Raw genomic sequence first — 26,286 nt, 5'->3', positions numbered from 1 at the left:
CCGATGGCCTCGGCGGGGCCCGCGCCCGGGCCGTGGATGCGGATCGACGCGGTGCCCGCGGCGCAGCGCACCGCGTCACCCGAATGGGACTTCCTCACCATGCTTCCCGCCGCGCTGTCGGCGGCGCAGCAGGGCCGGCCGTTCGTCGCGGGCTGGATGTCGCGCGGCGGCGGCACCCCGCTGGAGCTGGTCACGAACGCGGTCTCCGGGGACGGCGGGCTGCTGTTCCCCAACGGGGCGCGCGGCATCCCGTACTCCGGCGACTGGCTCGGCGAGGCCGACCGGCTGGTGTGGGCGCGCTGCCCCGGCCGTCAGGCGCCGCCGCTGCCCTCGCCGCCCGCCGAGGGCGCGTCGCTGTTCGAGTCGATGCTGGTGACGCTGCTGGGCCGTCCGTTCGGCTGGCTCGTCGCCGCCGAGCCGCGCACCGAGCCCGAGCTCGACGAGGAGGTCCGGGCCGTCCGGCACGAGCTGCGCATGGCCCGCCGCGACGAGCAGGGCGGCTTCGAACGGCTGGAGCGCCGCCTCGCCGAGCTCGACGCGTACCGCGAGGGGGCCCTCTGGGACGTCCGGGTGCTCGCGGGCGCGGCGAGCCACGCCGATCTGGAGCGGGTCGCGCCCGTCCTGGTCGGCTCGGTGGAGCTGGGCCACCACCCCTACCGGCTGCGCACCGGCCGGGGCGCGCACACACTGCGCGAGGCGCTGGCGGGCGCGGAGGACGGGTTCCCGTTCTCGGCGACGGCCGGGGTGCTCGCGCCGCTCGCCGGGCTGCCGCGCCGGGAGGTGCCCGGCGTGCGGGTGCTGGACTCCGGGTCGTTCGACGTGACGTCGGAGACGCCGCCCGGCGGTCTGGTCCTCGGCGACATCCTCGACGGGCGGGACAGGCCCGTCGGCGCGTTCACGGTGCCGTTGGAGACGCTGAACCGGCACGCGTTCGTCACCGGGGCGACGGGTTCCGGCAAGTCCCAGACCGTCCGGCACCTGCTGGAGCAGCTGACGGCGGCGGGGGTGCCCTGGCTGGCGATCGAGCCCGCCAAGTCGGAGTACGCGGCGATGGCGGGCCGGATCGGCGCGCCGGTGACCGTGGTGAACCCGTCGGATCCGGCGGCGGTGCCGCTGTCGGTGAACCCGCTCGCGCCCGAACCCGGCTATCCGGTGCAGGCGCACATCGACATGGTCCGGGCGCTGTTCCAGGCCGCGTTCGCGGCGGACGAGCCGTTCCCGCAGATCATCGCGCAGGCGCTCCAGCGGGTGTACGAGGAGAACGGCTGGGACGTGGTGACGGGCGCGGGCAGGCCCGGCGCGCACGTCCGCCCGGCCGTCCCGACCCTGGAGCAGCTCCAGCGCGCGGCCCTGGAGGTCATCGACGACGTCGGCTACGGCAAGGAGCTGATGGCCGACGTGAAGGGGTTCGTGGACGTCCGGCTGCGGTCCCTGCGGATCGGTTCGGCGGGCCGGTTCTTCGAGGGCGGGCACGACGCCGACATCAGCCGGATGCTGCGCGAGAACGTCGTCCTGGCGATCGAGGACGTGGCCAACGACGAGGACAAGGCGTTCCTCATGGGCACGCTCATCATCCGGGTCGTGGAGCATCTGCGGATGCAGGCGCGCGAGGAGCGTCCGCCGGGGCTGCGGCACGTCATCGTCATCGAGGAGGCGCACCGGCTATTGCGGCACCGGGAGCACTCCAGCGCGCACGCGGTCGAGCTGTTCGCGGGGCTGCTCGCGGAGATCCGCGCGTACGGCGAGGGCATCGTGGTGGCCGAGCAGATCCCGGTGAAGCTCATCCCCGACGTCGTGAAGAACACCGCGTTGAAGATCGTCCACCGGCTTCCGGCCTTCGACGACAGGCATGTGGTGGGTTCGGCGATGAACCTCGACCCCGACCAGTCGCGCGAGGTGGTGTCGCTGCGGCCCGGTGTCGCCGCGGTGTTCGCGGACGGGATGGACCGGCCGCTCCGGGTCCGTGTCCCGCACGGGGAGGGCAGGGAGCGCAGGATGCCGGGTCCGCCGCCGCCGATCGCCGGGCGGCGGTCCGCCGCGTGCGGGCGGGAGTGCCGTGCCGGCCGGGCGTGCTCGCTGCGGGAACTGCGCGAGGCGGAACTGCTGGCGGGCCGGGCCGAGCAGGCGTGGCTGCGGCTGTGGGCCGACGTCCTGGTCCTCGCGCACCTGGTGAACCGGCCGCTGCCCGAGGTGCCCGCGGATCTGCGCAGGGCCTGGCAGCGGCTCGCGGTCCGCACCCGGGAGTGCATGCTCGCCACGGTCGTCGACCGGACCATCGACCGCCGCGCCAGGGCGCTGCGCGACACGTTCGACCCCGCGGACCTGACCTGGACCGTCACCGCCGCGGCGGGCGCGCTGCTCGGCGGCGCGGTCGCGACCGAGCCGCCCGGCCCCGGATTCGTCATCCCTCAGCTGCGCTGGCTGCACGAGATAGACAAGCTGCTGCCCTTGGACGTCCCCGACCCGGACGCCCACGCCCCGGCCCCTCCCCTGGACTACGTCCTGCCCGGCCTGCGCTCCCGCGACCCGGCCGTCAAGATGGGCCACCGGCTGCACGCGCTCCGCCGCCATCCCCTGTCGATGGACCTCCCCGCCAACCGCCCCGTCGCCCTCACCGCCCTGACGGGCACCCTCCCCGACCCCTTCGAGTCCGACCTCGAAACCGTCTCCGTGGGCCTCCCGTCCGACGCCCACCTCGACCACCTGACGACCTCCCTGAACGCCCCCTGGCTCCCCGCGATCCTCTCCTGGCCCGACAGATTCATCGACCCGCCCGAGGAGGCGCGCTCCGACCCGCACGACCTCTAGCGTCAGGCGCGGGCGGGGTCGTCGGGGAGGGGTTCGGCGGTGGGGAGGGTGATGATGCCGGGGTTGGCGTCGACGAGGTGGATGGTGCCCTCGTGGGCGAAGACCATGGCGGTGGGAGGGAGGTCCTGGAGCTGGCGGCGTTCGGGGCGGAGCTCGCGGGTGTGCTGGGGGGTCGCGGTGCCGGCGACGGTGCCCGGCCAGGGGCCGGTGCGGATGGCGTCGAGGAGGGTGGGGCCGGCCTGGGCGGGGACGGCGACGGGGGCGGTGAGGATGTGCTCGTCCTGCTTGCGGCGTGCGTAGGCGATGGTGCTGGGGTAGGGGCCGGTGGGCTCCTCGGGCGACGCCTTCTCGGTGGCTTCGGCGAGCAGGAGGCGCGGGTCGGCGCCCAGGTAGGCGGCGGCCGCCGCGGCGTCGTCCGCGTTGCCGAGCCGCATGAAGCCGACGGCGCTGTTGCCCCGGCCGAGCCGTTCGCGGACGTGCGGCGGGACCGTCCGGTAGAGCAGGACGAGTCCGGTACCGGTCGTCTCGCAGGCGTCGGTGAGCCTGTCCAGGACGTCGCCGCGGAGCTTCTCCGCGCCGCACAGGAACAGGGTGTGGCCCCACGGGTGCTGGGCGGGCGACTGGCGCAGCAGATGGGTGAGCACGGTCGCGACGTAGGTGCCGAGGACCTTGTTGGTGAGGACGCCGGCTTTGCGGTCCAGGGACACGACGCGCAGCCGCGCGGGAGGCAGGTGGACGGTCTCGGCGCCGAGGTCGTCGAGTTTGCGGAGCTGCGACTCGAGGGTCCACGCGCGCTCCAGCACGACGCGGTCGGCGGCGGTCCTGCCGAACAGGGTGGTGAGCCTGTCGAGCTGGCTCTCGGTGAGCAGCCCGGCGCGCAGGTCGTCGCGGGGGTCGCCGACCTGGCCGAGCGCGCGGAGCGCCGCGGTGATCTGGCTGATCCGGGGCGCGCCGCCCAGGACGGAGATGACGCGTTCGAGGATCGAGTTGTCGATGGAGGTGTCGCGGACGGTCGACTCGGCCTCGGTGGCGTTGACGACGACGGACAGCACGTCGGCGAGGGCCGAGGGGGTGAGTCGCGCGCCGAGGTCGAACCGGCGGAGGTCCGCGGGCAGCACCCAGACGAGGGGGTCGTCGGCGGCGGCGCGCAGGAGGTCCCTGGCGACCGCGCCCTCCGACAGGTCGAGGACGGTCACCTGGGCGCCCGCCGCGAGCCTCGCCGAGCCCATGAGGGTGACCGCGGCGCCCCATCCGGCGAGGGTGCCTCCGGCGACGTCGACGCGGTCGACGCCGGGCGGGACGGGCACCGGATGCCATTCGAGCTGGTTCTCGTAGGCGGCGCGCTGCTCCTCCCAGCGCACGCGGGCGCGGACGTAGCCGTCCTCGGCCTCGGCGCGGCGCCGCTCCACCCTGGCGAGGTCGCGGTCGCGCCTGGCCGCCTCGGCGCGGCGGCGGATGCGCATCGCCTGCTCGCCCTGCCAGACGGCCCAGCCGGTGATGCCCGCGACGACGGCGCAGGCGAGCAGCCCGACGAGCGCGAACGGCCACGGGAGCCAGTCGAGCACCCCGAGGGCGAGCAGGAGGACGGCCGCCGCGCCCGAGGCGCCCGCGGTGTACTTGAGCGGCCGGTTGAGCAGGGTCTGGCCCTCGTACCGCTCGGCCGCCTCCTGCCAGGTCGGGGCCGCGCGCACATGCGGGGACGGAGGCCGGGGGGCCGGCCCCGGGTCGGGGTGCGCCTGGGCGTAACGCCAGCCGACGAAGACCCGGTCCATAACCGTGCGGTCCACCTCACGTCGTCCACGTCCGGTGTCCTCTGTTCGTGTGGAGGTTTCCAACTCGTCACAGACTAAGAAGGTTGCCCGTTCCCCGCCCGGAGTTCAACGGAACAGGACGGGAGCCTTTAGGCCAAGTCGGGCACACGACACATTCCACCTGGGATCCGCGATACCGTCCGGCATCGGACGCCACCCCGCCGTCACCGGTCACTGGAACTTGAGGACGTTGCTCAGCTCCGTGCCCAGCTCGGCGGAGGCCTTGTCAGCGATGCCCCCCTTGTCGGTCTTGCCCATGTCCGAGCGGTAGGCCATCGTGAACAGCGCGAGGTTGCCCTCGATGTGGACCTGGTACCAGGTCTGCACCGGCGACGTGCCGAACGACTTCACCCCGCTGCCCTTCTTCGGGGCGATGAGGTACGGGAGCTTCCCCGCGCGCTTGAGCGCGGCCGCCGCGTCGGCGTTCTTCAGCGGCATGATGACGACGGTCACGACCGCGTCCTTCTTGGGGCTGCTGTAGACCGCGCCCTTGTACCGCCCGATGCAGGGGTTCTTCTCGAGCACCTTGCGCAGTGCCTTCGGCGCGATGGACGGGCACTTGCCCGAGGAGGTCCCCGCCCTGGTGTAGGTCGTGCCGAACGCCGTCTTCACCGACGCCTTGAGGATGTCGGGGACCTGCTTCGGCGTGGAGTCCGCGGGCAGCGTCGGCACGTCCACCGGCGGAACCGACACCGTGGGGATGGGCGGCACGCTCACCGAGGGCATCGTGACCTCGGGCACCTTGGGCGCCGGGTCCTCCCCGTCCAGCACCGTCAGCGCGACGGCCCCGGCGCCGAGCACCACCACGACCGCCACGATCGCGCCGAGCGCGATCAACAGGCCGGTTCTGGACTTGGCCGGAGGGTGCGGCGGCGCGGGGAACCCGCCCTGGCCGAACGGCTGCGGGGTGCCGGGCCCCGCGAAGGGCGCGCCGTACGGCGGTGCGAAGGGCGGAGGGGTGCCCGGCGCCTGGGCGAACGGCTGCGGCGCTCCCGGCGGGTACGCGAACGGCTGCGGCGTACCGGGCGGGTAGGCGAACGGCGGGGCCGTCCCCGGCGGCGGCTGGGGCGCCGCGGCGGGCGGCTGCGGGACCTCGGGCCCTGCCTGCGGGGCACCGGGCGGCTGCGCGAAGGACGGCGGCGCGCCCTGCGGCTGACCGGGCTGCACCAGCGGAGTGCCGAGGTGCGTCTCCTCGCCGGGAGCCTGCGGCTGCTGCTGGTACCCGAACGGGTCTTGGTTGCCGGGGTTGGCCATACGAACGCACTTTACCTTTCGTTGACGCGGCGCCCGACCCGCCTCGACGCGGAAAGGCCCCGCGACGCGGTGCGCGTCACGGGGCCTTCCTTGCGAGCGGGTCGCCTCAGATGGCCACTTCGAGGCCGGCGATGGAGCCGGTCTCCGCGGTCACCGAGGAGTCCACGCTGACCCCGCCGGGGGCCAGGACGCGGACGGTCCAGGAGCCGTCGGCGGCGAAGAAGCGGAAGATGCCCTCTTCGCTGGTGACGACCTCGGCGGTGAACTCACCGCTGGAGTCGAGGAGCCGGGCGTAGGCGCCCGACACCGGGGTGCCGTCCCGCAGGACGGTGCCCTGGATGACCGCCTCGTTGTTGAGGTCGACGGTCGCGGGAAGGTGAGCGGTCTGGGCCGGGGCGGCGCATCCCTGGGTCATGACTGTTCTCCCTTGGAGCTTTCGAACCGGACTTACTTGGCGGGGCCGAGCTCGATCGGCACGCCGACCAGCGAGCCGTACTCGGTCCAGGAACCGTCGTAGTTCTTGACGTCGGGCAGGCCCAGCAGCTCCTTGAGCGCGAACCAGGTGTGCGAGGAGCGCTCGCCGATGCGGCAGTAGGCGATGATCGGCTTGGCGAGGTCGACACCGGCCTCGGTGTACAGCTCGCGCAGCTCCTCGTCGGACTTGAAGGTGCCGTCGTCGTTCGCGGCCTTGGACCACGGGATGCTGCGAGCGGTCGGCACGTGGCCGGCGCGCTGCGCCTGCTCCTGCGGCAGGTGCGCCGGGGCGAGCAGCTTGCCGGAGAACTCGTCGGGGGAACGGACGTCGATCAGGCCCTTGGTCCCGATCGCGTCGACGACCTCGTCGCGGAACGCGCGGATCGCGAGGTCCTGCGCCTTGGCCTTGTAGTCGGTGGCCGGGCGGGACGGGACGTCCTTCACCAGCTCGCGGGAGTCCAGCTCCCACTTCTTGCGGCCGCCGTCGAGAAGCTTGACGTTCTCGTGGCCGTAGAGCTTGAAGTACCAGTACGCGTAGGCCGCGAACCAGTTGTTGTTGCCGCCGTACAGGATGACGGTGTCGTCGTTGGCGATGCCCTTGGAGGACAGCAGCTGCTCGAAGCCGACCTGGTCCACGAAGTCGCGGCGGACCGGGTCCTGCAGCTCCGTCTGCCAGTCGATCTTCACGGCGCCACGGATGTGACCCTTGTCGTAGGCGGAGACGTCCTCGTCGACCTCGACCAGCACGAGGCCGGGGGCGTCAAGGTTGGCCTCGACCCAGGCGGCGTCCACAAGGACGTCGTTGCGGCTCATTAAGGAACCTCCTCAGAGATTTTCTTCTTCGGCGTGACACGCTTGATGATCAGAAACATTTCGCACCCGAGGCAGAACGAGAACGCGGCGTTCAGGAACGCCGCCCCGAGTGCGAAGGCGGTGGCTGTGATGCCCAGCCACGTGGCTCCCAGGCTGTATCCGGCCACGCCCACCAGGGCGAACACGAGACCGACACCCTGCGCGAAGCGCGGTGGGGCCTCGTCTTCGAGCTCTCCCGGCGGGCCCAAGCGCGGCCGTACAAGGTTGGCGAAGACCAATCCGTACGGATGGTGACGCAAGCCGAAGAAGACTCCGATAGCGAACACCACGGCCTGAGCGGCGAGAAGCACCCAGTTTCCGGTGAGGAGCACGGCCAGCAGGACGATCGAGGTGAGGACGGCAGCAAAACGCTGCCCTCGCGGGTCGACTTTCATGTTGGGTCGCTCCCTCAGGAAGCAGAAGTGCGGGCACCTGGACGGTGCGGGTTTCCCCGCGACAGCGGCTACGGCTGTTCTCAGGCCATGCGACAGAGCGCTGTGGCGACGCGGCAGTAATCGACTGCCCGTCGCTTCGTCAGCATCTGCTCTGTCCAGTAACGCACGGACCCGATGTTACGAGCCTTCCCGCCAGATGTCACCCCCGTCTCGCATGACGAGACGATTACCACGCGGTTAGGAGATCGTTTCGGCAGGTCAGCGAGGGTCACATGGTGCTGGAACGTCCCAATGCGGCGATGACATCGGCTTTGCGGGGCTGTCCGGAAGCCCGTTGCACGATGGCGCCCGCGCCGTCGAGGACGAAGACGGTCGGGGTCTTCAGGACGCCCAGCTCGCGGACGAGGTCGAGATGGTCCTCGGCGTCGATCTCGATGTGCCTGACCCCGTCGACCATGCCCGCGACCTCCTCGAGGACGCGGCGGGTCGCGCGGCAGGGCGCGCAGAAGGCGCTGGAGAACTGGAGCAGGGTCGCCCGCTCCCCCAGCTCGAATTCCCACGCACGGGGCCGCTCGGTCATCTTCTGGGCTCTCAGTCGTCCGGTCCGCCGCTGCCAGACCAAGCCGAAGACGGTGCACACGGCGAGGGTCGCCACGGCGACGAGGGCTCCGGTCATGCCCGAAATCTATGCGACGGGCGTGACCGATCGTCTCGGCGGTGTTACACGGCCCGGTCGAGGGGGATGTTCGTCGCTTCGCCGGTGACGCGAAGTCCGTCGGCCACGGGGGAGACCGCGGTGATCTTGGCACCGAGCGGCAGGCCGGCGATGGGGATCGTGTAGGTGAACATGTCCTTCACGGCGGCGAGCGGCACCTGGACGCCGACCGCGGTGACCTTCTCCGGCACGATCGCGACGCCCTTGGCGGTCACCTTGAGGGAGACGATCAGGTCGATCGGCACCTCGCCGATGATCGGGGCCTGGTAGGTGCCCTTGGCCAGGACGTTGCCGTCGGCGCTCTGGGAGACCGAGGTCACCCCGCGCGCGGCGAGCTGCTTCTGCACGACGCCGTAGGGGATGACCGCCGAGGCGACCGCGCGGTCTGCGGTGAGCGAGGAGGAGTCCCCGTTCACCAGGTCGGCGAGGGGCGCGTTGAGGCCCTCCAGCCGCACGTCGACGTCCTGGAGGGTGATGCCCTGGTCGGTGTAGTCGCCGATGGCGACGTCCACGGAGTCGTACTTGCCGGACAGCGCCTGGGTGAGGAACGGGAAGCCGCCGAAGGACACGGCCGGCTCGTTCGTCAGCCGGTACTGGACCGCGACCTGCCGTGCGATCTCGGCCTCCGCGCGGGACTCCGCGAACCGGTCGGCCCCGAAGGCCCCGGCGAGGACCAGCACGAGTAGGACGAGCAGCACCTTGCGCATCAGGCCTCCGGTTCCCTCGGGCGTACAACCAGTGGGACGAAGGCTAGTGGGGGAAAAGTTCTTGATGTGACGTCAACCACCGGCGAAGGGCGGCAGCACCTCCAGCACACCGCCCTCGGGGAGCGCGACCGACACGTGCGGACGGACCCCTACCGGCGCGCCGTCCAACAGGAACGAGCTGCGCACGAGGACACGGCGAAACTCGTCATCCCGCCCAGAACAGGCGTTTTCCAGCGCTTCCGCGACGTTCTCGGCAGCGTAAGGTTCTTCGGGGACACCGGCGGCGGCCTTGGCCGCGGCCCAGTAGCGGATCACTCCGTTGGCCATCGTCCAAGGATCTCATTCATGTATCGCCCGTAATGAATCGGTCGGCCGACCATTGCCGGTTTCGAGGGCTCGTATAAGCTTCTAGCGAAGGATCCGGGCGATGAGGCCCCCGGGTCCTTGACGTCTTTAAGGGGAGTTTCCACCCCCGAAGGGCAAGAGAGGGAGGCGGCCGTTGAGCAGCTTGCTGTTGCTCACCAACGCGCTGGAACCATCAGATGAGGTTCTTCCGGCGTTGGGTTTGCTCTTGCACTCGATCCGCGTCGCGCCGGCGGAGGCGTCCGCCCTGATCGACGCACCACCCGCCGACGTGATCCTCGTCGACGCGCGCCGTGACCTGGTGCAGGCCAAGAGCCTGTGCAGGCTACTGCGCACGACCGGTCTTGACTGCCCGCTGCTGGCCGTCGTCACCGAGGGCGGCCTCGCCGCCCTCACCCCCGAATGGGGACTCGACGACGTCCTCCTGCAGGCATCGGGCCCGGCGGAGGTCGAGGCAAGGCTCCGACTCGCGATCGGCCGTTCGTCGGCCGGTGAGGCGGAGGACCAGCCCGGCGAGATCCGCTCGGGTGATCTGACCATCGACGAGGCGACCTACACCGCCCGGCTCCGCGGCCGGGTGCTCGATCTCACGTTCAAGGAGTTCGAGCTGCTGAAGTACCTCGCGCAGCACCCGGGCCGGGTCTTCACCCGCGCCCAGTTGCTCCAGGAGGTCTGGGGATACGACTACTTCGGCGGCACCCGCACCGTGGACGTCCACGTGCGCCGCCTGCGCGCCAAGCTGGGCGCGGAGTACGAGTCCCTGATCGGCACCGTCCGCAACGTCGGCTACCGCTTCGTCCCCGACCACCGCCCTGGTGACCAGGAAGAAGCCCTCGCCGGCAAGAACTAGAGATGATCTCGCCACTGGCCGCTGGAACGTTCCTACCGACCAGTAGCCCGGCCATCGCATTCGAGAGGCCCCCGCGCGACGCGGCTCGGGGGCTCTTCTCATGCCCCGGCCCCCGCGTCCCCTGGTCGTGACTTTGGTCGCGGGGCGGACTCGAAGCGGTGACTTTCGCGTGGCTTCTATATACGTGCGGCTTATGTCCGTGGAATTCTCCTGAGATCTTGAGTGGAGGGCCCCCGGCCGGTTGCGGTCGGGGGCCCTCCCGCTTGTTCGCGAGGAGGATGAATGCGGCGTGCCGTAGCGAAGTGGGCAGGGCCCCTCTTGAGTCTGGCTCTCCTGGGAACCGCCCTCAGTCCGACGGGCGCGGCGGCCGCCGATCCCTTCCGCGGGCTCGCCCCGCAGAAGATCAAGTGGGAGAGCTGTTTCGGGCCGATGAGCTCGGCCCCCCCGGCCTATGCCCGGCTCGAGTGCGGCACCCTCAAGGCCCCCCTCGACTGGCGGAAGCCGAACGGCAAGAAGATCACCCTCGCCGTCTCCCGGCTCAAGGCCAAGAGCGGCAAGCCCAAGAGCGTCCTGTTCACCAACCCCGGCGGACCGGGCGGCTACGGCCTCGACCTGCCGCTGCTGTTCGTCGCGGTCGACCGCGAGCGGATGCAGCGGAACGTCGACATCATCGGGATCGACGTGCGCGGCACCGGCCTCGGCACCCAGGCCGCCTGCAAGAAGCTCACCTGGTCCATGGCCGACCCGCGCAAGGCGGCCGGCGCGAACGCGCTGCTCGCCGCGGCGAAGAAGAACGCGGCGGCCTGCCAGAAGGGCGCGAGCAAGTCCCTGCCGTCCAGGTACGTGACGACCTGGCAGACGGTCCACGACCTCGAGTGGATCCGGCGCAGCATGCGGAACTCGGCGGGCGCCGAGGTCAAGAAGATCGACTGGCTCGGCTACTCCGCGGGCACCTGGCTCGGCGCGCACTACGCGCGCTACTTCCCCGAGCGGGCCCGCCGGTTCGTCCTCGACTCGAACGTCGACTTCACCTCCACCTGGCAGAAGGCGCGCGTCCGGCAGTCGAAGGGCTTCCAGGACCGCTTCGTCAAGCAGTGGGCGCCCTGGGCGGCCAAGTACGACGCGACTTACGGGCTCGGCAAGACCGCGTCCGCCGTCGTCGCCCGGTACACGAAGGTCCGCGCGGCCCTCGTAGAGAAGGGTCCCATCAAGATCGAGTACGAGCTCGAGGGCAGCGGCGGGCTGACCTACACCGAGATCGTCGACGGACCGAGCCTGGACTACTCGATCGCCGCTTCGATGTACATGAAGATGGCGTTCCCGTACGCCGCGGACTACCTGGCGTACGTGTCGTCGGTGGTGTTCCCGGCCAACGCGCGCGCCCGCACGGAGCGCGCGCCGCAGGCCAAGGACCCCTACGCCGGGCAGGACCCGACGTACTTCAACATCACGTGCAACGACGCGAGGTTCACCGGCGAGCCCGCGGACCTCAAGGCCCAGGCCGCCGCCGAGGGCGAGAAGTACCCGCTCCTGGGCTACTACCTCGTCGACGAGCCGTGCCAGTTCTGGAAGCACCCGGCGCGGAACCCCGTGCTCAAGCACCTGACGGGCAAGAAGGGCCCGCGCCTGCTCATGATCCAGTCGGCGCTGGACCCGGCGACGCCGATGGCGGGCGCGCTCGCGGCCCACCGCAAGTACCCCAACAGCCGGCTCGTCACCGTCGAGAACGAGGGCGACCACGCGATCTACCTGAGCGACAACCCCTGTGTCGACAGGATCGTCGAGAACTACCTGATCGACGGCAAGTACCCGAAGAAGGGCACCTCCTGCAAGGGCGCGCCGCTTCCCTCGGCCGATGACGCGGACGAGGTGCCGATCATCGCCATGGGACGCGCGGTCAACCCGCTGTACCGGCTCGCGCAGATCTCCGAGCAGGTCCGCCCCCTGTACTCCCTCCCGAGGTAACCCCCCAAGGGTCTGCTCCCCCCGGGGAGCGGACCCGCCCGTGAAGGCCGGCTCTCCGCTCGGAGGGCCGGCCTTCGCGCGTCCCCGGGCCGGACCTGACGAGCCCGATCAACGGGAAGGCCCCCGCGCCCGGAGAAGGGATCCGGGTGCGGGGGCCGCGCGGGAACGGACGGGACGGGCCTCAGCCGAGGGTGATGCGACCGGTGGCGGGCGGCGCCACCGGGGAGTTCGCGGTGAGGTAGGCGGTGAAGGCGTCCAGGTCGAGCGGGCCGCTCCACAGGTTCGTGCCCTGGGTGAACACCGAGAAGGCGTCGCCGCCGCCGACGAGGAAGTTGTTCGCCGCGACGCGGTAGGACGCGGCCGGGTCGACGGCGACACCGTCGATCTTGATGCCGCTCACCCGGTCGCCGAACGCGTTGCCGAGGGTCGCGGTGTAGTTCAGGCTCGCCGACGGCAGGAGCACCGCCGTGCGCGCCGCGGTCCACTGCTGCTCGAGCAGGGCGTCGAGCTGGGCCCCGGTGAGCGTCACGACCTGCATGAGGTTGTTGAAGGGCTGGACCGCGAACGCCTCGCCGTAGGTGACGACGCCGTCGGGCGCGTAAGGCAGGTCGGCACGGACGCCGCCCGGGTTCATCAGCGCGATCTGCGCGCCGCCGTCGGCCTTGGTGGCGGCGAGCTGGCCGTCGGCGATGAGGTCGCCGAGCGTGCTCTCCCCGGCCGGGGTCGCGGCGCGGGTCAGGTCCGCGGTGATCGTCCCGACCTGCTGGTTGGCGACGTCGGCGACCCTGTCCTTCCAGGTCTGCACGAACGCGGTGGTCTCGGCGTCGGCCGGGATGTCGCGGGTGACGATCTGGTTGTCGACGGTCACCGAGGACCTGTCGATCTCGCCGGACTTGCGGAAGATCTCGAGGTCGACCTGGGAGATGACCCGGCCGAACGAGCCGCCCTGGCTGTAGAGCCGGTCATTGCCCGCGGGGTCCTTGACCGTGCAGACGTACGCCTGATGCGAGTGGCCGGAGAGGACGAGGTCGATCTCGGGGTCGACCTTCGCGGCGATCTCGGTGCCCGCCCCGGCGCTGCCGTCGGGGTCGGTGGTGGTCGAGCAGGTGTCGGGGGACTTGCCCGACAGCACGTTGTCGCCCTCGTGCATGAGCAGGACCTGGGCGTCGACGCCGAGTTCCTTCAGCAGCCGGGAGCCGAACTCCGCGGACTTGACGACCGGGGCGAACTTCAGCCCGGCGATGCCCGCGGCGGTGACGATCGTCGGCGTGGTCTCGGTGACCGCGCCGATGAAGCCGACCTTCTGGCCGTTGATCCGGCGGACCGCGATCGGCGGGATGGCCGGGACCCCGTACTTGCGCAGCAGCGCGGAGAGCTTCTTCCTGTCGACCTTCTTGAGCAGCTCCATGCCGGGCAGGTTCGGCAGCTTCGTGCCGTCCTCCAGCAGGACGTTCGCGCCGATGTAGCTGTACTCCGCGCCCTTCCAGGGCCCGGCGGGGGACGCCCCGTCGACGGGGTGGGATCCGCCCTTCATGATGCGCTTCAGCTCGGTGTAGCCCTCGTCGAACTCGTGGTTGCCGACCGAGGACACCGTGACGCCGAGGTTCCCGAGGAACTCGACGCTGGGCTCGTCGTGGTAGGCCGCCGAGATCAGCGGGGTGGCCCCGATGAGGTCGCCCTGGGCGACCTTGAGGGTGTTGGCGTCGGTCATCCGGTCCATCCACGCCGCGACGTAGGCGGCGCCGCCGGCTTCGACGGTGACGCCGTTCTCGTCCACGAACCTGCCGGACGAGCCCGTCGGGGGCTCCAGGTTTCCGTGGAAGTCGTTGAGCGCGAGCAGGCGGACGGGGACGGAGTCGTCCTTCGGAGGCTTCGGCTTGGCCTCGGCCGCGGGGGCGGTGACGGTGGCCAGCAGCGCGGCCGCGACACCGCCCGCGACCAGGGCGTTGCGGAGGCTGCGCGTCCTTCTGGAGGGCATCATGCAGATCCTTCTGGAGTCTGGAGACGGGAGTCCACTGAAGACACTAAAGATCTCCGTCATACGTGTCACTTGGAGATTGATGAGAACATCGCCGAGTGCACGGAGTGCGGCCTGGTGGTGACGTACGAACGGACTGACGAATAAGCTGGCGATCTATGGTCGTCGTGCATGAGTTGTCAGCCGAGCAGTCCGCCGCCGTCCTCGATCTGGCCGAGCGGGCCGCCGAGGCCGACGGGGTACCGCCCCTGTCCGAGCAGACCCTGCTTGCCGTGCGGCACGGCGGCGGCGAGCACCACCTCGTCCATGAGGGCGCGGAGCTCGCGGGCTACGCCTTCGCCGAGGCCGGGTCGGCCGAGGTGGTCGTGGACCCCGCGTTCCGCCGCCGCGGTATCGGTAGTCGGCTGCTCGCCGAGCTGCCCCAGGACGTCCGGATATGGGCGCACGGCGAGGTGCCCGGCTCCGCGGAGCTGGCCGCCTCCCAGGGCCTCCGGCCCGTCCGTACGCTCCTCCAGATGCGCCGCGCGCTCACCGAGCCGATACCGGTGTGGCGCATCCACGCCGGGTACACCCTGCGCACCTTCCAGCCCGGCGACGCCGCGGGCTGGCTGCGCCTCAACGCCGCGTCGTTCGCCTCCCACCCCGAGCAGGGCCAATGGACCGAGGAGGACCTCCGGCGCCGGATGGCCGAGCCGTGGTTCGACCCGAAGGGCTTCTTCGTGGTCACCAAGGACGACAAGCTCGTCGGCTTCCACTGGACCAAGGTCCATCCCGACGGGATGGGCGAGGTGTACGTCGTCGGGGTCGATCCGGCGCAGCAGGGCGTCGGCCTCGGCCGCACCCTGACCCTCGCCGGGCTCAACCACCTCAAGGGCCTCGGGCTGGACACCGTGCTTCTCTACGTCGACGGCGAGAACACCAGCGCCGTAAGGCTTTACGAGTCCCTCGGGTTCCGCCGGTACCAGGTCGATGTCCAGTTCGGACGCTCGTTCACCTGACGGCAACGCCAAATCGAGACATTCTTCCCGAAGCATCCCAACGCTGTTCACTCCCCGTTCACCTGGACCGCTCCGAGCCGTTCACCTGGCCTTCCTACCTTCATTCCTGACGGTGACCCCACCTCCCTGACCTAGCACGGGGATCACCGCAGTGACCTGGAGGAACAACCCGTGAAGAACGGCATCCGGCTTGCGGCCCTCGGCGGCGTCATCCTGACCGGCGCTCTGGCGCTGTCCGCCTGCGGCTCCGACGACAACGCCAATGTGGACCCCTCGGCGGCGCCCGCGGACGGCAACTGTGTCGAAGCCACCGTTAACGCCGCAGGTTCGAGCGCGCAGAAGAACGCGATCGACGAGTGGATCAAGAACTACACCGCGAACTGCGCCGGTGCCGTTCTGAACTACAACCCGAGCGGCTCGGGCGCGGGCATCGAAGCCTTCAACGGCAAGCAGGCGTCCTTCGCGGGCTCCGACTCGGCCCTCAAGCCCGAAGAGGCCACGGCCGCCCAGACCCGCTGCGCCGGCAACACCGCGCTGAACCTGCCGATGGTCGTCGGCCCGGTCGCGGTGGCCTACAACCTGGAGGGCGTCGACGGCCTCCAGCTCTCCCCCGTGACCCTGGCGAAGATCTTCGCGGGCGAGATCAAGAAGTGGAACGACCCGGCGATCGCCGCGGACAACCCCGACGCCAAGCTGCCGGACGAGGCCATCACCACCGTCCACCGCGCTGACGAGTCGGGCACCACCGACAACTTCACCAAGTACCTCACGGCCGTCGCCCCCGACGTCTGGAAGTTCGAGGGCGGCAAGGTGTGGACCGCCCCCGGCGGCCAGGGCGGCACCAAGTCCGACGGCGTGACCACGCTGATCAAGCAGTCCAAGGGCGCCATCGGCTACGTCGAGATGTCCTACGCCGAGAACGCGGCCCTCTCCACCGTCAAGGTGCAGAACGGCGCGGGCGAGTTCACCGAGCTGACCGCCGAGAGCGCCTCCAAGACCATCGCGGGCGCCGAGGTCACCGGCACCGGCAACGACCTCGCGCTGAAGATCGACTACGCGACCAAGACCCCGGGCGCCTACCCGATCGTCCTGGTCACCTACGAGATCGCCTGCGAGAAGGGCCTCACCGGCCCCGAGGGCGAGTTCGTGAAGTCCTTCCTCACCTACACCGCCTCCGACGCCGGCCAGGCGGCCCTGGAGGGCCTCGGCTACGCGCCGCTGCCCCAGGAGATCATCACCAAGGTCCGCGCCTCCGTCGAGGCGATCGCGGTCTCCTGAGCGACCGGGCCTCGTAGAACGCGAGCAAGGCACTGAGCGCCGAGAACGACCGAAGCCCCTCCGCCGAGACCGGCGGAGGGGCCTCACCCCGTTTCAGGGAATTGGCAAACTCCGAGGGAGGAGCTGGTGTGACCAGCATCGACGAAGTCCAGAGCCGGGCCGTCGGCGCGTCGCGGAACAGAAGGGCGATCAGCACGGGCAGGCGGGGCGACAAGGTCTTCCGGGGCGCCGCCCTCGGATCCGGCATCTTCGTCCTGGTCATCATGGGCGCCATCGCCGCCTTCCTGATCTGGAAGGCCATTCCCGCGCTCCAGGCCAACGAGGGCAACTTCCTGACCGACACCGAGTGGCGCGCCAACGGCGATCCGCCGCGGTTCGGCATCGCCCAGCTCGCCTTCGGCACGATCATGTCGGCGTTCCTCGCGCTGCTCATGGCCACACCCGTCGCCATCGGCATCGCGCTTTTCATCTCGTTCTACGCGCCGCGCAAGCTCGCCGACGGGCTCGGCTTCATCGTGGACCTCCTCGCGGCGGTCCCGAGCATCATCTACGGCCTCTGGGGCCTGCACTTCCTGGTGATGAACGCCGACCCGGTGATCGAGTTCCTCAACACCTACCTCGGCTGGTTCCCGCTCTTCGCGGGCGAGAACGTCGGTGGTCAGTCGATCTTCATCGGCTCGGTGGTCCTGGCGATCATGATCCTGCCGATCGTCTCGTCCATCTCGCGCGAGGTCTTCCTCCAGGTCCCGACCCCGCACATCGAAGCGGCCCAGGCGCTCGGCGCGACCCGCTGGGAGACCATCCGGCTGTCGGTCCTGCCCTACGGCCGCTCCGGCGTCATCAGCGCGATGATGCTCGGCCTCGGCCGCGCGCTCGGCGAGACCGTCGCCATCGCCCTGGTGCTCTCCACGGTCGCCGGGATCAACTGGCACATCCTGGAGCCCGGCGGCAACACCTTCGCCGCCAACATCGTCCGCACCTTCGGCGAGTCCGGCGACATCGGCCGCAGCGCCCTGATCGCGTCCGGCCTGGTGCTCTTCATCATCACGATGATCGTGAACATGGCGGCCCGCGCCGTCGTGTCCCGCCGCAAGGAGTTCACCGAATGAGCGCGCTCGCAGCCAACACCGCCAAGACCGGGCAGGCGATCCCGACGACGTCGATGGGCCGCAAGCTCAAGGACCGGGCAGTCCTCGTCGCGGTCTACGTCGCCTTCGCGCTCGCCGTCATCCCGCTGATCAGCCTTCTGTACAAGGTCATCAGCGAGGGCGCCCAGGTCATCAGCGCCGACTTCCTGCTGAAGTCGATGAACGGCATCGGCGGCCGGGACTCCGGGGGCGGCATCTACCACTCCCTGGTCGGCACCCTGGAGCAGGTCGCGCTGGCCAGCGTCATGTCGATCCCGGTCGCGGTGCTCACCGCGATCTACCTCGTCGAGTACGGCCAGGGCAAGCGGCTCTCCCGGACGATCAGCTTCTTCGTCGACGTCATGACGGGCATCCCGTCGATCGTCGCGGGCCTGTTCGTCCTCGCCTTCTGGATCCTCGTCCTCGGGTTCGAGGTGTCCGGCTTCGCCGGCGCGCTCGCCCTCGCGGTGCTGATGATCCCGACCGTCGTCAGGTCGGCCGAGGAGATGCTCAAGCTCGTGCCGAACGAGCTGCGCGAGGCGTCCTACGCGCTCGGTGTGCCCCGCTGGCGGACCGTCACCAAGGTCGTGCTGCCGACCGCCTTCACCGGCATCATCACCGGCATCATGCTGGCCATCGCCCGCGTCATGGGCGAGACCGCCCCGCTGCTGCTGACGATCTGGGTCACCAAGGTGATCAACTTCAACCCGTTCAGCGGCGCCCAGTCGTCCCTGCCCACCTACATCTGGGAGCAGGCCAGCGACCCCAACCAGGTCGCGGTCGCCCGCGCCTGGGGTGCGGCCCTCGCCCTCATCTTCATCATCATGGTCCTCAATCTCGGCGCCCGCCTGCTGGCCCGCCGGACCTCGATCCGATAGCTGACAAGGAGTACCGCACCATGGCCAAGCGGATCGAGGTCTCGGGCCTCAACGCCTACTACGGCGGCTTCCTCGCCGTCGAGGACGTCTCCATGACGATCGAGCCCCGCTCGGTCACCGCCTTCATCGGGCCGTCCGGCTGCGGCAAGTCGACGTTCCTGCGGACGCTCAACCGCATGCACGAGGTCATCCCCGGTGCCCGCGTCGACGGCAAGGTGATGCTCGACGACCAGGACCTGTACGGCCAGGGCGTCGACCCGGTCGCGGTCCGCCGCGTCGTCGGCATGGTCTTCCAGCGGCCGAACCCGTTCCCGACCATGTCGATCTACGACAACGTCGCGGCCGGCCTCAAGCTGAACGGCGTCAAAGGCAAGTCACAGCTCGACGACATCGTCGAGTCCTCGCTCAAGGGCGCCAACCTGTGGAACGAGGTGAAGGACCGGCTCGCCAAGCCGGGCGCCGGCCTGTCCGGCGGGCAGCAGCAGCGGCTGTGCATCGCCCGTGCGATCGCGGTGCAGCCGCAGGTCCTCCTGATGGACGAGCCGTGCTCGGCGCTGGACCCGATCTCCACCCTCGCCATCGAGGACCTGATCGCCCAGCTCAAGTCGCAGTACACGATCGTCATCGTGACCCACAACATGCAGCAGGCCGCGCGCGTGTCCGACAAGACCGCGTTCTTCAACATCGCCGGGACGGGCAAGCCCGGCAAGCTCATCGAGCTGGACGACACCTCGAGGATCTTCACCAACCCCACGGAGAAGGCCACCGAGGACTACATCACCGGCCGCTTCGGCTGAGCTCCGGCGGCGTCCCATCCCTCGGGACGCCCCTCGCTCCTGGTGAGAAGGCCCACACCGCACGGCGGCGTGGGCCTTCTCCGTCATCAGGTACGGCACGGGCGGGCGGAGACCGCAAAACGCGAGTGTCGCGGCGTGTGCTCAACGACGATCATTGGTAACCATCACAGGGGGAGTGCGGTGGACACGAACGAAATACTGGGTGAAAGTTCGTCAAGGTGGTGAACTGCGCCTACGATCACACGCGGATAGTTCCCGCACTAGGAGAAGAACGTGCGCTTGCGTCTCACACCTCGTGAAGACGGCTTCTACGATCTGTTCGCCGACTCGGCCAACAACATCGTGACCGGGGCCCGTCTTCTCGTGGAACTCATCAGCGACGGCGCTGACCGAGAGGCCATCGCGGAGAAGATGCGCGCCTGCGAGCACGCGGGTGACGAATGCACTCACGCGATCTTGCACCGACTCAACGAAAGCTTCATCACCCCGTTCGACCGCGAAGACATCTACAACCTCGCGTCGCAGCTCGACGACGTCATGGACTACATGGAGGAGGCGGCCGACCTCGTCGTCCTCTACAAGATCGACAAACTGCCCTCGGACGTGCTCCGGCAGGTCGAGGTTCTGGAGCGTGCCGCCGAACTGACCGCCGAGGCGATGCCGCGGCTCAAGTCCATGCGGGAGCTGAACGAGTACTGGATCGAGATCAACCGCCTGGAGAACGAGGGCGACCGGATCCACCGGAGGCTGCTCGCCCGCCTGTTCAGCGGTGAGTACGAGCCGCTGGAGGTCATGAAGCTCCAGCAGGTCGTCGACCGGCTGGAGGACGCGGCCGACGCGTTCGAGCACGTCGCCAACACCATCGAGACGATCGCGGTCAAGGAATCATGACCACGAAGGGCCCCGGCCCGGGGCTCGCCGAAAAGGCCGACGAGGTGCCGCCGGAGTTCGCCACCGGCTCCAGCACCAAACAGGCCCGCACCACCTGGGTGTCGATCATCGGCGCGGTGGTCACCATCGTCGTCGGCATCTATTTCGTGTTCTACCTGGGGCCGTCCACCGAGACCATCGCGCTCGTCTCGGTCGTCGCGGTGGCCCTCGGCTTCAACTACACCAACGGCTTCCACGACGCGGCCAACGCCATCGCCACCTCGGTGTCCACCCGGGCGCTGACCCCGCGGGCGGCGCTGCTGATGGCCGCGGTCATGAACCTGCTCGGTTCGTTCGTGGGCGTGGGCGTGGCCAAGACCATCGCCGACATCCTCCCCGACCTCAAGGGCGTCAGCGGTCTCGCCGTCGTGTTCGCGGCACTGGCCGGCGCCATCATCTGGAACCTGATCACCTGGTGGTTCGGCCTTCCCTCGTCCTCGTCCCACGCCCTCATCGGCGGTCTCGTCGGCGCGGGGCTCGCCGCCGCGACCACGGTCGGCTGGGACAAGGTCATCGAGAAGGTCGTCATCCCGATGATCATCTCCCCGTTCGCGGGATTCCTGCTGGGCTACCTGTTCATGGTCGGCATCATGTGGGCGTTCCGCCGGGCCAAGCCCGCCAAGGTCAGCCGCGGCTTCCGCATCGCGCAGTCGCTGTCGGCCGCGGCCATGGCCTTCGGGCACGGCCTCCAGGACGCGCAGAAGACCATGGGCGTCATCGTGCTGGCGCTGGTCGCGACCGGCTACCAGACCGATACCGAGTACGTGCCGCTCTGGGTGATCCTGGTCAGCGCCGCGGTGCTGTCCATCGGCACCTACGCGGGCGGGTGGCGCATCATGCGGACGCTCGGCCGCAAGGTGATCGAACTCGACCCTCCGAAGGGGTTCGCCGCGGAGGCGACCGCTTCGTCCATCCTCTACATCGCGGCGATGGGCTTCCACGCACCCATCTCCACCACCCACGTGATCTCCTCCGCGATCATGGGCGTGGGCGCGACCAAGCGGCTGTCGGCCGTGCGATGGGGAGTCGCGGGCAACATCCTCGTCGCGTGGATCCTCACCCTGCCCGCGGCGGGCCTCATGTCCGCGGTGGTCTTCTGGGTACTGAAGATCTTCGGGGCCTGACCTCTCCGGCCAGGCCCCAGGCCCTTCCCCGAGCCCGCACCTTCCCCGGGTGCGGGCTCGGGCGGGCGTCACCGGCGCTCGACCGCCGGTTCCTCGCATACGCCGAGCACGATGTCGATCTCGGCCTCGGTGAGCCGCCTGTCCGCCACGGCGACGGCGCTCAGCAGTTCCGACACCAGCTCGATCTCGCCCAACGCGACGTCGTCGTGCAGCCGCCGGTCGAGTTCTGACAGACGCATCGTGCACCTCCTCCATGGCCCCGCTCCGGGCTCAAGGCTACGCGGCGGCGCCGTGGGATCCCATGACCCAAGCGGGCTAGCCCGGGGCTATTCGCATTACCGTCGGCCTAGCCCCCACGGGTGCCGTCCGAGGTGACCGGGTCCGGCCGGACCAGGGAGTTCGGGCCGCGCTAGTCCCCCTCGGGGCGGCGGGTCTGCTGGAGGTCGCCGAGCATCCGCTCCAGGCCCGACTCGGGCAGGTCGCGGGTGGTGAGGCGGGCGACGGTCAGGGCGTCGGCGCCGGTCAGCCCGGAGATCCGGCGGGCCTGGCGGGCGACCGTGTCGTCGAACCAGGTGTGCACGGTCCGGCCGAAGGCGAACTGCTCGCTGTCGCGGAAGCGGGCGAACCGCGTCATCAGCTCCAGGCGCAGTTCCTCGTCGACCATGTAGAGCTTCTTCTCGGCGAGCTTCACGAACAGCTGGACGAGTTCCCGGTCGGACGGCGGCGTGAAGTCCACCCGCTCGAACGTGGCGGCGATGTCGGGATTGGCGGTGAGGAACGGGTCGATGTCCGTCGCGGCGAGCACCAGCATGTAGGGGTGCTCGCGCAGGCCGCGGAACAGCTCGGCGACGGCCTCGGGGGTGAGCCCGTCGGCCTTCTGCACGAGCAGCACGCCGCCCTCGGCCTGCCGGACGATCCCCGCGGTGCGCAGCTCGGTCTCCAGCGTGTCGCGGCCGACGATGTGCTCGGGGCGGCACTGGATGAGGTGGCCGGACGGGAGCACGCCGAGGGCGCCGAAGATCCCCGCGAGCAGCCCCGCGACGGTCGCCTTGCCGGTGCCGGGCGGCCCCTCGAAGATGAGGTTGACCGGGGCCTCGGCCTCACGCGCGAGGCGTTCGATCTCGGCCTTGGCCGTCTCCAGGCCGATCATGTCGGCGAGGAGGTCGAGGTAGCCGTCGACGTCGCCGCCGGGGTGCAGCGCGGGCTCGATCGACTCGGCCACACCGGAGAAGTCGGCGGCCTCCAGGACCAGGCGCTCGCGGGCGCCCCCGCCGCGGCCCAGAGCGCGGTTGTAAGCCCGTTCCAGGTACGTCTCGACCAGGCGGGCGCCCGTGAGGTCCCCGGGGCCCCTGAGGCGCACCAGGTCCTCGCGGACGGCGGCCCAGGCGACGGTGTCGAGGGACGCGCGGCGCTCGTCGGCCAGGACCCGCAGCAGGGTCGTCCGCTCCTCGATGTCGCGCAGCTCCGGCAGCTTGTAGACGCGGAAGACGCGCGCGAGCTCCGGGTGCTCCTCGGCGATCCGCCGGTAGGAGCGCGGGTCGCAGGTGGCGATCAGCGGGGTGCGGGCGCGCGCCCGGACCGTCCGCAGGGTGCGCAGGAAGACCGCGGGGTCGTTGGCGTCCAGCAGCGCGACGTCGAGCCGCTCCAGCAGGACCGCCGAGCCGCCCGGGTCGAACAGGGTCGCCAGCCGCTCGAGCGCGAGGCCGCGCAGGTCCTCGGCGTCGCGGACGACCAGGGCGCCGTCGGAGACGATGCCGGAGATCATCCGGGCGAGCCTGCGCTGCCCGGTGTGCGGGGTGCCGACGAGCAGCACCGACACCGCGACCGGGCCCGTGTAGGCGGGCTCCATCCGGGTCGCGGCCGGACCCGGGCCCCCGTCGAAGCGGGTCGCGGCACCGGCGCCCGCGTCGAACACGGTGGCCTGCGGGTCCGCGGGACGGCCCGGGTCGAACATCGTCGCGTTCGGATCGAACGCCGCGCCGCCGCCCCGCGCGGGCCGGTCCAGCATGGTCGCCGGCGGCTCGCCGGAGTCCCCGGCCGGACGGCGTGCGCCGCCCTGGTCGAGCATCGTCGCCTGCGCGTCGAAGGGCGCCTCGGCGGGGCGGCGCGGGCCGCCCTGATCCATGGACGTCGGCGCGTCGGCGGGCGTCCCCGCCGGACGGCGCGGGCCGCCCTGATCCAGCATCGTCGCCTGCGGGTCGAAGCCGGCGTCGCCGCCCCGCCCCTCCCCGGCCCGGTCCGGCCCGGACGCCTGGGCGTCGGCGGGTTCCCCTGCCGGACGGCGGGGGCCGCCCCGGTCGAGCATCGTCGCCGCCGGGTCGAAGCCGGAGCCGTCGCCCTGCCCGTCCGGGACCGTGGGGTCGGACCCGTCATCGAGACCCAGGGCGCCGGGCGGCGCGACCATCGTGCGCGGCGGCTCGGCGGGCTCCGCGGCGGCGGGGCCGAAGGCGCCCGGCGGGGCCACCATCGTGCGCGGCGGCTCGCCCGGCTGCGCGGACGCGGGGCCCGGCTGGGCGGCGGGGCCGAAGGCGCCCGGCGGCGCGACCATCGTGCGCGGGGGCTCGGCGGGGCCGGGCTGCGGGCCGCGCGCCTCGCGGAGCAGCCCGGCGACGTCCTGGTCGAGCATGGTGAGCGGGCTGTCGGGCGTGGGCGCCCGGTAGACCTGCGTGGAGTCGGCCGCGAACACGGGCGCGGGCAGCGCGTCGAGGAACGCCGCGGCGTCGTCGCGCGGGTCGTGCACGAACGTGACGCCGCGGCGGGTGACCGTCGCCGCCTCGGGGGGTCCCTCCGGCGGCGGCGCGATGTCGCGGACCGGACGGGCGGGGACCGGCGCGTAGTCGAGGAAGTCCCCGACCATGGTCTCCGACATGACCTGGGTGCCGTGCACGGGCGCGGCGGGCGTAGGCCGGGACTCGGCCTGCGGGGTGGGCACGGGCGGCTGGCTCGGCCCGTCGGGGCGGTCGAAGCCGATCGGGCCGGTGCTGTAGGCGTCGGGCTGGGGGCCGGGTTCTCCGCCGCCGAGCAGCCGTCCGCCGAGCCGACGGGCCCTGCCCCACGCCTTCTCGAACACCTTCCCGGCGTTCTGCGCGAGTTCCTCGGCCGTCGGACCGCGCTGGGCCGCCCCCGGCCGACGCACCCCGGGCTCCGCGGGCTGCGCCTGCTGGTCGAGCGCCGCGGCCTGATCCTGCGGCCCTGCCGCGCCCTGGTCGCCCTGCGGCCCCCACGGCGCGTTCTGCTGCCCCTGCGCGGGCCCGCCTTGCGGCGTCCCCTCCGGCCCCCCGGCCTGCGGTGACCACGGGGTCCCCGCTCCGGCAGGCTGCTGCGCGCCCCACGGCGCGCCGGGCTGCGGCTGCTGCTGGCTCTGCCGCGGATTCCACCCGCCTTGCGCGGGCGCGTCCTGCGGCTGCCCCTGCTGCGGGCTCCACGCGGCCTGCGCGGCCGCGTCCTGCGCCTGGCCCTGCTGCGGATTCCATCCGGCCTGGCCCGGCGCGTCCTGCCCCGGACCCTGCGGGCTCCATCCGGCCTGGGCGGGCGCGTCCTGCGGCTGCGGGCGCTGTCCCGTCCCGGCGGACGGCTGGGCGCCCCACGCCTGCGGGGGCGGGGCGGGCGTGGTGGCGGTGGCCCGCTCGACGCCGACGAGTTCGGCGAGCACCGCGATCGCGGCGGGGAATCCGCGCGGCCTGGCCGGGATGCCCCCGCCCAGGCGGCACCAGGCGAGGTCGAGGGCGCACAGGGCGGCGAGCACTTCCTCGCGCTGCGCGGCGGTGCCCGCCCGCAGCGGCTCGGGCAGCCGGTTGGCCTCGGGCCAGAAGCGGCGGCGCAGCGGATGCCCGGCCTGCGCGACCATCGCCTGGACGGTGAAGCGCAGCTCGGGGTCGAGCCAGCGGGACACCTCCTGCACGACGTCCTGCCGGACCACCGAGAGGTCCGCGGCCAGCAGCGCCGCGGCGATCAGCCGCGGCTCGACGAACGCGGCGCCGCCCGGCTCCCCCGCGGCGGCGACCAGGGTCTGGGCGAAGTCGTAGAAGGCGTGCCGGAAGCCGTCGCCGGGCGAGCTCTCCACCCGCAGCGCCGAGGTGAGGTGCGGCGGGCACCGGGTGATCCACAGCTGCGCGACCGCGACGTCGCCGTGCGGCAGCGCGCCGTAGTCCACCTGCGGGTCGGCGAGGGTGCTGCCGAGGATCGCCAGCAGCGCCTCGGCGCGCGCGGCGAACCGCGGCTCCTCGCGCAGCACCGACGCGGTCGCCCACATCGTGCGCAGGACCACCACGGCGGCCTCGACGCGGTGCGCGCGCAGCCGCTCGACATAGAGGGAGGCGAGTTCGGCGAGGGTCGGCGGGGTGAGCCAGCGCGGGCCGTCGATCCGCGGCAGCGGAGCGGTCCGGTAGGGCTCCCACAGGCCGAGGAGCTTGGCGTCCTCGCGCGCGTCGAACACCGGCGCCGCGGCGCACCACAGCACGGTTCCCCAGCACGCGGCGACGGTGCTGGGCACGGTCGGGAGGAAATCCGCGATCCAGCGCGCGGGGTTCTCGGGCAGGGGGTGGTCCTGCGCGTTCAGCGTCGCCGCCGACTCCAGGGTCGCGCGGACCCGTCCGGTCAGCGCGCCGAGGTCGGCGCCGAACGGCGGCAGCACGGCCGCCGCGCGCGCGGTGAAGTCGGGCCCGATCGGCACGACGTGCGGGGGCGGCGGCGAGCCGGGCTGCGCCTGCTTCCCCGAGCCGCGCACGTGCGCGGCATAAGGCGGCGGGCACAGGTACCACTGCGTGTCGCCGGGATGCTTGCGATACCAGCGCGCCCACGCCCCGAACAGCCACTGGGTCCCGTCGGGCAGCTCGACCACCTGCCCGGCGAGCGCGTGCTCCCGCTGCCCGGGCCGGGCGCTGGGCCACCAGCTCGCGCCGACGACATCCCGCACCGCCTGCTCGGCGGCGCCGAACGGATCGTCCCGCCGCTGTTCTCCCGGTCCCCATGCCACGCGGGCC

General features: G+C 71.4%; 22 protein-coding genes. 10 read left to right on the top strand and 12 right to left on the bottom strand.

Annotated features, from left to right (window positions below; translation table 11 throughout):
• Positions 1 to 3 precede the first annotated feature (3 nt).
• Positions 4 to 2,808, top strand: a complete 2,805-nt coding sequence (locus tag EDD29_RS43575; RefSeq protein ID WP_123669970.1) for an ATP-binding protein — start codon at positions 4 to 6, stop codon at positions 2,806 to 2,808.
• Positions 2,809 to 2,810: 2 nt separating this feature from the next.
• Here the strand turns inward: EDD29_RS43575 and EDD29_RS43570 are convergent, their stop codons facing one another.
• From EDD29_RS43570 to EDD29_RS43535, 9 genes are all read right to left on the bottom strand, one after another.
• Positions 2,811 to 4,595, bottom strand: coding sequence for a coiled-coil domain-containing protein (locus EDD29_RS43570; RefSeq protein WP_148086298.1), 1,785 nt, complete (start codon positions 4,593 to 4,595; stop codon positions 2,811 to 2,813).
• A gap of 195 nt (positions 4,596 to 4,790) precedes the next feature.
• Positions 4,791 to 5,873 carry a hypothetical protein gene (locus tag EDD29_RS43565; RefSeq protein WP_123669968.1) on the bottom strand — a complete coding sequence of 361 codons (1,083 nt, stop codon included), beginning with the start codon at positions 5,871 to 5,873 and terminating at the stop codon, positions 4,791 to 4,793.
• Positions 5,874 to 5,979: 106 nt separating this feature from the next.
• Complete coding sequence (locus EDD29_RS43560) at positions 5,980 to 6,288, bottom strand: DUF1416 domain-containing protein (RefSeq protein WP_123669967.1); 309 nt, start codon at positions 6,286 to 6,288, stop codon at positions 5,980 to 5,982.
• 32 nt (positions 6,289 to 6,320) lie between these two features.
• Positions 6,321 to 7,160 carry a sulfurtransferase gene (locus EDD29_RS43555; protein WP_123669966.1) on the bottom strand — a complete coding sequence of 280 codons (840 nt, stop codon included), beginning with the start codon at positions 7,158 to 7,160 and terminating at the stop codon, positions 6,321 to 6,323.
• Complete coding sequence (locus EDD29_RS43550) at positions 7,160 to 7,594, bottom strand: DUF4395 domain-containing protein (protein WP_123669965.1); 435 nt, start codon at positions 7,592 to 7,594, stop codon at positions 7,160 to 7,162. The genes EDD29_RS43555 and EDD29_RS43550 overlap by 1 nt, the downstream gene beginning before the upstream one ends.
• Positions 7,595 to 7,674: 80 nt before the next feature.
• Positions 7,675 to 7,740 carry a putative leader peptide gene (locus EDD29_RS48275; RefSeq protein WP_413774902.1) on the bottom strand — a complete coding sequence of 22 codons (66 nt, stop codon included), beginning with the start codon at positions 7,738 to 7,740 and terminating at the stop codon, positions 7,675 to 7,677.
• Between the two features lie 122 nt (positions 7,741 to 7,862).
• On the bottom strand, positions 7,863 to 8,174 hold the full coding sequence (locus tag EDD29_RS43545) for a thioredoxin family protein (protein WP_246053717.1): 312 nt from the start codon (positions 8,172 to 8,174) through the stop codon (positions 7,863 to 7,865).
• A gap of 140 nt (positions 8,175 to 8,314) precedes the next feature.
• A complete protein-coding gene (locus EDD29_RS43540; RefSeq protein ID WP_123669963.1) occupies positions 8,315 to 9,016 on the bottom strand; it encodes an LmeA family phospholipid-binding protein in 702 nt (233 codons plus the stop codon).
• Positions 9,017 to 9,088: 72 nt separating this feature from the next.
• Positions 9,089 to 9,343 (bottom strand): MoaD/ThiS family protein, encoded by a 255-nt coding sequence (locus tag EDD29_RS43535; protein ID WP_123669962.1) that lies wholly within the window; start codon positions 9,341 to 9,343, stop codon positions 9,089 to 9,091.
• Between the two features lie 172 nt (positions 9,344 to 9,515).
• Here EDD29_RS43535 and EDD29_RS43530 point away from each other — a divergent pair, with 172 nt between their 5' ends.
• Positions 9,516 to 10,229: a winged helix-turn-helix transcriptional regulator gene (locus EDD29_RS43530; protein WP_123669961.1), complete on the top strand. Its 714-nt coding sequence runs from the start codon at positions 9,516 to 9,518 to the stop codon at positions 10,227 to 10,229.
• Between the two features lie 318 nt (positions 10,230 to 10,547).
• A complete protein-coding gene (locus tag EDD29_RS43525) occupies positions 10,548 to 12,194 on the top strand; it encodes an alpha/beta hydrolase (protein ID WP_170201812.1) in 1,647 nt (548 codons plus the stop codon).
• A 181-nt stretch (positions 12,195 to 12,375) separates the two neighbouring features.
• Here the strand turns inward: EDD29_RS43525 and EDD29_RS43520 are convergent, their stop codons facing one another.
• Positions 12,376 to 14,175 carry a bifunctional metallophosphatase/5'-nucleotidase gene (locus tag EDD29_RS43520; RefSeq protein WP_123669959.1) on the bottom strand — a complete coding sequence of 600 codons (1,800 nt, stop codon included), beginning with the start codon at positions 14,173 to 14,175 and terminating at the stop codon, positions 12,376 to 12,378.
• A gap of 155 nt (positions 14,176 to 14,330) precedes the next feature.
• Here EDD29_RS43520 and mshD point away from each other — a divergent pair, with 155 nt between their 5' ends.
• The 7 genes from mshD (at position 14,331) to EDD29_RS43485 (ending at position 21,304) form a co-directional block, all read left to right on the top strand.
• The gene (gene mshD / locus EDD29_RS43515) at positions 14,331 to 15,170 is read left to right on the top strand and encodes a mycothiol synthase (RefSeq protein WP_123669958.1); all 840 of its coding nucleotides are present in this window, start codon (positions 14,331 to 14,333) and stop codon (positions 15,168 to 15,170) included.
• A 171-nt stretch (positions 15,171 to 15,341) separates the two neighbouring features.
• Positions 15,342 to 16,448, top strand: coding sequence for a phosphate ABC transporter substrate-binding protein PstS (gene pstS / locus EDD29_RS43510; RefSeq protein ID WP_123669957.1), 1,107 nt, complete (start codon positions 15,342 to 15,344; stop codon positions 16,446 to 16,448).
• Positions 16,449 to 16,585: 137 nt separating this feature from the next.
• Positions 16,586 to 17,557, top strand: a complete 972-nt coding sequence (pstC, locus tag EDD29_RS43505) for a phosphate ABC transporter permease subunit PstC (RefSeq protein ID WP_246053716.1) — start codon at positions 16,586 to 16,588, stop codon at positions 17,555 to 17,557.
• On the top strand, positions 17,554 to 18,453 hold the full coding sequence (pstA, locus tag EDD29_RS43500) for a phosphate ABC transporter permease PstA (protein ID WP_123669955.1): 900 nt from the start codon (positions 17,554 to 17,556) through the stop codon (positions 18,451 to 18,453). Before pstC ends, pstA begins: the two co-directional genes overlap by 4 nt.
• Before the next feature lie 20 nt (positions 18,454 to 18,473).
• Positions 18,474 to 19,250, top strand: coding sequence for a phosphate ABC transporter ATP-binding protein PstB (gene pstB / locus EDD29_RS43495; RefSeq protein WP_123669954.1), 777 nt, complete (start codon positions 18,474 to 18,476; stop codon positions 19,248 to 19,250).
• Positions 19,251 to 19,523: 273 nt separating this feature from the next.
• Positions 19,524 to 20,141 carry a DUF47 domain-containing protein gene (locus tag EDD29_RS43490; protein ID WP_123669953.1) on the top strand — a complete coding sequence of 206 codons (618 nt, stop codon included), beginning with the start codon at positions 19,524 to 19,526 and terminating at the stop codon, positions 20,139 to 20,141.
• On the top strand, positions 20,138 to 21,304 hold the full coding sequence (locus EDD29_RS43485) for an inorganic phosphate transporter (RefSeq protein WP_123669952.1): 1,167 nt from the start codon (positions 20,138 to 20,140) through the stop codon (positions 21,302 to 21,304). Before EDD29_RS43490 ends, EDD29_RS43485 begins: the two co-directional genes overlap by 4 nt.
• 68 nt (positions 21,305 to 21,372) lie before the next feature.
• Here EDD29_RS43485 and EDD29_RS46110 read toward each other — a convergent pair whose 3' ends face one another.
• A complete protein-coding gene (locus tag EDD29_RS46110) occupies positions 21,373 to 21,543 on the bottom strand; it encodes a hypothetical protein (protein WP_170201811.1) in 171 nt (56 codons plus the stop codon).
• A 170-nt stretch (positions 21,544 to 21,713) separates the two neighbouring features.
• The gene (locus tag EDD29_RS43480; RefSeq protein ID WP_148086297.1) at positions 21,714 to 26,279 is read right to left on the bottom strand and encodes a hypothetical protein; all 4,566 of its coding nucleotides are present in this window, start codon (positions 26,277 to 26,279) and stop codon (positions 21,714 to 21,716) included.
• Positions 26,280 to 26,286 lie beyond the last annotated feature (7 nt).

Origin of the sequence: Actinocorallia herbida (assembly GCF_003751225.1) — a bacterium.
Lineage (GTDB): Bacteria > Actinomycetota > Actinomycetes > Streptosporangiales > Streptosporangiaceae > Actinocorallia > Actinocorallia herbida.
The sequence above is the reverse complement of the archived record's forward strand: the minus strand, read 5'-3'. Positions and strand labels throughout refer to the sequence as shown.

Excerpts from the sequence above, each read along its gene's own strand:
- EDD29_RS43545 (WP_246053717.1), bottom strand. The coding sequence starts at position 8,174 with ATGACCGAGCGGCCCCGTGCGTGGGAATTCGAGCTGGGGGAGCGGGCG.
- EDD29_RS43555 (WP_123669966.1), bottom strand. The coding sequence starts at position 7,160 with ATGAGCCGCAACGACGTCCTTGTGGACGCCGCCTGGGTCGAGGCCAAC.
- EDD29_RS43565 (WP_123669968.1), bottom strand. The coding sequence starts at position 5,873 with ATGGCCAACCCCGGCAACCAAGACCCGTTCGGGTACCAGCAGCAGCCG.
- EDD29_RS46110 (WP_170201811.1), bottom strand. The coding sequence starts at position 21,543 with ATGCGTCTGTCAGAACTCGACCGGCGGCTGCACGACGACGTCGCGTTG.
- EDD29_RS43540 (WP_123669963.1), bottom strand. The coding sequence starts at position 9,016 with ATGCGCAAGGTGCTGCTCGTCCTACTCGTGCTGGTCCTCGCCGGGGCC.
- EDD29_RS43535 (WP_123669962.1), bottom strand. The coding sequence starts at position 9,343 with ATGGCCAACGGAGTGATCCGCTACTGGGCCGCGGCCAAGGCCGCCGCC.
- EDD29_RS43560 (WP_123669967.1), bottom strand. The coding sequence starts at position 6,288 with ATGACCCAGGGATGCGCCGCCCCGGCCCAGACCGCTCACCTTCCCGCG.
- pstB (WP_123669954.1), top strand. The coding sequence starts at position 18,474 with ATGGCCAAGCGGATCGAGGTCTCGGGCCTCAACGCCTACTACGGCGGC.
- pstA (WP_123669955.1), top strand. The coding sequence starts at position 17,554 with ATGAGCGCGCTCGCAGCCAACACCGCCAAGACCGGGCAGGCGATCCCG.
- EDD29_RS43520 (WP_123669959.1), bottom strand. The coding sequence starts at position 14,175 with ATGATGCCCTCCAGAAGGACGCGCAGCCTCCGCAACGCCCTGGTCGCG.
- EDD29_RS43485 (WP_123669952.1), top strand. The coding sequence starts at position 20,138 with ATGACCACGAAGGGCCCCGGCCCGGGGCTCGCCGAAAAGGCCGACGAG.
- EDD29_RS43575 (WP_123669970.1), top strand. The coding sequence starts at position 4 with ATGGCCTCGGCGGGGCCCGCGCCCGGGCCGTGGATGCGGATCGACGCG.
- mshD (WP_123669958.1), top strand. The coding sequence starts at position 14,331 with ATGGTCGTCGTGCATGAGTTGTCAGCCGAGCAGTCCGCCGCCGTCCTC.
- EDD29_RS43550 (WP_123669965.1), bottom strand. The coding sequence starts at position 7,594 with ATGAAAGTCGACCCGCGAGGGCAGCGTTTTGCTGCCGTCCTCACCTCG.